The sequence below is a fragment of the Corallococcus sp. CA049B genome (genome assembly GCF_003611685.1).
Classification (GTDB): Bacteria; Myxococcota; Myxococcia; order Myxococcales; family Myxococcaceae; genus Corallococcus; species Corallococcus coralloides.
Map to the genome: position 1 here is coordinate 1 of NZ_RAWC01000384.1, position 3578 is coordinate 3578.

At 73.4% G+C, this 3578-nt stretch carries 3 protein-coding genes and 1 pseudogene; 1 reads left to right on the forward strand and 3 read right to left on the reverse strand.

Features of this window, described 5'->3' with window-relative positions; translation table 11 throughout:
- Positions 1–1229, forward strand: a 1229-nt coding sequence (locus D7W82_RS38800; RefSeq protein ID WP_120623065.1) for a GON domain-containing protein, incomplete at its 5' end; no start/stop codon positions are given.
- 10 nt (positions 1230–1239) lie between these two features.
- Here D7W82_RS38800 and D7W82_RS38805 read toward each other — a convergent pair.
- The 3 genes and pseudogenes from D7W82_RS38805 to D7W82_RS42080 all read right to left on the reverse strand — a co-directional run.
- Positions 1240–2064, reverse strand: a complete 825-nt coding sequence (locus D7W82_RS38805) for a GNAT family N-acetyltransferase (RefSeq protein ID WP_120623066.1) — start codon at positions 2062–2064, stop codon at positions 1240–1242.
- A gap of 49 nt (positions 2065–2113) precedes the next feature.
- Complete coding sequence (locus D7W82_RS38810) at positions 2114–2839, reverse strand: hypothetical protein (protein WP_120623067.1); 726 nt, start codon at positions 2837–2839, stop codon at positions 2114–2116.
- Positions 2836–3578: pseudogene (locus D7W82_RS42080) on the reverse strand (protein kinase); the annotation flags it as partial. The pseudogene D7W82_RS42080 and the gene D7W82_RS38810, both read right to left, overlap by 4 nt.

A 3578-nucleotide genomic window follows, 5' to 3' on the forward strand; every position in this document is an offset into this window, starting at 1 on the left:
CCCTGGCGGAGCGCCCCCAGCCCCTCACCTCGCGGCCCTCCCGCTGCTTGGAGATCCGCGCCGCCCAACCCGGAGCGCCGGACGGCGACTACGTGCTGTACGTGGCGGGTGACATCCGCGCGTCCTGGACCGCGTACTGCCACGACATGGCCGGCGCGCCCACCGAGTACCTCACGCTCACGCGCACGGACGCCGGCTCCAACTTCTCGCAGTACACGGCCGGCGGCGGATCCCCCGGCACCGACGTGCGCACCCACTTCACCCGGCTGCGTATCGACCCGGTGACCCTGCGCGTGGTCACGGGGGACCAGACCTTCGCCACCTCCACGGGCGCGCTGACGCACTCGCCGGACACCGTCACCGCGATGCCCTACGGCGTGGCCATGGCGTGCAACGGCGGCCAGGGCCAGGGCCACATCGACCTGCGGGGCACTCCGTTCACGGTGGAGGCGGAGTCGTTCGCCGTGGGCGGCGCGGACGCGACCGGCGCCGCCATCTCCAGCGAGGGCGGCCAGGTCGTCACGCTGTCCGGTAACGGCTTCTGCGGCTGGGTGGGCCCGCAGGGCAGCTACAACCCCTTCAACCAGCAGGGCAGCCTGCTCCAGCTCCACTACCGCGGCGAGGACCTCCCCGCGACGTGCCAGGAGCTCCAGGCGGCCCGCCCCGGTGCGCCGGACGGCGAGTACGCGCTGTTCGTGAACAAGGACCCGCTGAAGCGCTGGACGGCCTGGTGCCAGGACATGGCCGGCACGCCCAGGGAGTACCTCCCCCTGGTGCACACGGAGGAGGGCGCCAACTACTCGCAGTACACGGCGGGAGGGAACTCGCCGGGCACCGACGTGCGGACCCGGTTCACGCGCGTCAGGCTGAACCCCATCACCCTCGCCGTGGACACCGGGGACCACACCTTCTCGACGTCCAGCGGCTCCCTCATGCACGTCAACAAGGAGCTCGTGACGGCCATGACCTACGCGGCGGCCATGGGGTGCAGCCGCACGGGCCTGGCCAACGTGGACCTGCGAGGCACGCCGTTCTCCGTGCCCGTCGGCAACATCGGCCGGGCCGGCGTCTCGAGCGAGTCCTCGTGGTGGGCCTTCTATGACAACTTCCAGGTGGTGGAGATGCGCGGCTACGGAGCCTGCGGCTGGGTGGGCCCGCAGGGCAGCTACAACCCCTTCAACAAGAACGGCGCCCTGCTGCCCCTGGCGTACACCCTGCCGCAGCCGTAGCCCCTGACGTTCAGGGCGACGGCTCCAGCCCCGCGCCGGGCTTCACCAGCACGGCGCGGGAGTAGGCCATGAGGAAGCCCAGGCGCATGGCGTTGCGCTCCGTGGGGATGCCGGGCGAGGACATGATGGCCGCCAGGTCGCTGCCCTTCTCCAGCCCCCGCGCCAGCCGCGCGACGATCAGCGCCTGCTGCACGCCGAGCCGCCGGTACGCGGGCAGCACCGACGTGCCGAACAGCGAGGTGAGCCCGTCGCTCACCTCGCAGCTGCCGGCCCCCACCGCCACGCCGTCGAGCCACGCCACGTACGAGTCCGAGGCGGGGTTGCGCGCCGCCTTCAATCCCATCTCCAGGAAGACCTCCGGCATCGACTCGCCCTCCGGGACGAAGCCGCTGCCGGCGATGTCCACGAACCGGCGCACCGCTGCGTCGTCGGAGGGGTCCACCCGCTCGACGCGCAGCCCGGCGGGAGCGCCCCGGGCCAGCTTCGACAGGTCCTCCCCGGCTTGCAGCGGCCGGTACAGCACCGTCTCGAACTCGCGCAGCACGAAGCCCCGGGCCGCCAGCCCCTTCAGCAGGGCCTGGGGCGCGAAGGGGCTCAGCTCCGCCTTGGGCTCCACGCCACGCGACGCGAAGAAGTCCACCAGCGCGTCCAGCTCCGCGTCCGTGACGTCACGCTCGAAGCCGTAGCCGCATGACTTGTTGATGTAGGACCCCACGCCGCCGAACGCCATCCAGCCGTCCGCGAGCGGCGCGGACGCCGTCGAAAGCCCCACCGCGGAGGTGGCCTGCTTGCGCTCGAACCGCCGGGCGATCTCCACCAGGTTCACGTCGTTCATCCGCCCCGTCTACACCGAAGCGGGCCGCCGCGTCAGTGCACCGAGGCGCTCACCCAGGCCCGCGTCCCGTGGGCGGAGGGGGCGAGGACAGCAGCCCATCCAGCACGCCGTAGGCGTAGAGCGCCGCGAAGGCGTAGGCCCCCACGAGGTAGGAGACGTTGAAGGCCCGGGCCGTGGGCGCGTCCTGGGCCGAGTAGCGGCCGTCCGAGCCGCGCAGGGACAGGGCCACCCCCAGGGAGACGGCGGACACGGCGAACGTCGTGCCCTGCCCTACCGCGAGCGCGGTGCCCCTGGAGCGCTGGCCGTGCACGAAGTGGCCCACGCCGAACGGCACCAGGTACCAGCCTCGCGAGGCCGGGCGGGACTCGACGAGGACGGGAGCGGCGGTGGAGGTCGCGGGCCCGGGCAGGAGCACGGGCGGCTGGAGTCGGGCGGCGCGCCGGGCGATGCGGTCCTGCCGCTGCGCGCGCACCCGTTCAATGAAGGCGATGAAGTCCGGCGGATACACCAGGGGGTCCAGCTTCGCGTCCGGGTCGAGCGCGAGCCCTTCCACGGCTTCGTGCTCCGCGCGGGGCAGGTCCTCCTGGGCGTGCAGCGTCGCCGCGAGCAGCAGGTGGGCTTCGGCCTCCTCCTGGGGACGGGAGAGCCGCGAGGGCTGGAGCAGGGCCTCCAGCTCGGTCCGGGCGCGGGGCAGGTCGCCGGACTGGTAGGCCTCACGAGCGGGGCCCAGCGGGGAGGAGGCCGCGAGCAGCAGGGCGACGATGGCGGTCTTCATGGAGCGCCCCCCAGCACGACCGTGGTGCGGGACCCCGCCACCGCGTCAATCGATTGCCTCAGCACGTTGCCTCCGGGGGCGCGGGCGGACAGGAGGTGTCCCCCGTGCGAGAGCCTCAAGGGAGCGTGAAGCGGGGCCACGCCCACCTCCACGCCGTCGACGAAGACGCGGGACGCCGCGGGCGCGACGAGGGTGACCTCCGCGTCACGCACCTGGAGGGAGACTTCACGCGAGAGGGCCGCGCCGGCCTCCACTTCGAGCACCTCCTCGACGGGCTCGCACAAGGGGTTGGCGAAGCGGAGCCGGTGGGCGCCGGGAGACAGCCGCAGCTCGCGCAGCCGAGGGGTGTAGCCCCGGCTCTGACCGTCCACGAACACCTCGGCCCAGGGGCGTGTCACCACCGTGAGCGTCGCGAAGTCCTGGGCATCCGGTACGCGAACCGGCAGCTCCGTGCCGGTGGGCGCCAGGGACACGGGCCGCTGCGGGGAGTCCTGGGCGGGGCGGGCCAGCGGCGCTGGCGCGGCCCGAGGCGACCTGCCCGGAGCATCCGGACGCGCGGCCCGGACCGGCGCCACAGCCGCGACCTGCTTCAAGGAAGTGGCGGGCGAGCCCGCATCAGGAGCGACTGGCACGGCGGTCCGCACCGTTGCCTCCCCATCCGGTGCGGGCGCCGACTCCAGCCCGTTGGCCACCGCCGAAGCCCTGGAGCCACCCGCGCGCCATGCCCACGGCCCCAACC

Bases quoted from the DNA above. Each gene is read 5' to 3' on its own strand.
- D7W82_RS38810 (WP_120623067.1), bottom strand. From the start codon at position 2,839: ATGAAGACCGCCATCGTCGCCCTGCTGCTCGCGGCCTCCTCCCCGCTG.
- D7W82_RS38805 (WP_120623066.1), bottom strand. From the start codon at position 2,064: ATGAACGACGTGAACCTGGTGGAGATCGCCCGGCGGTTCGAGCGCAAG.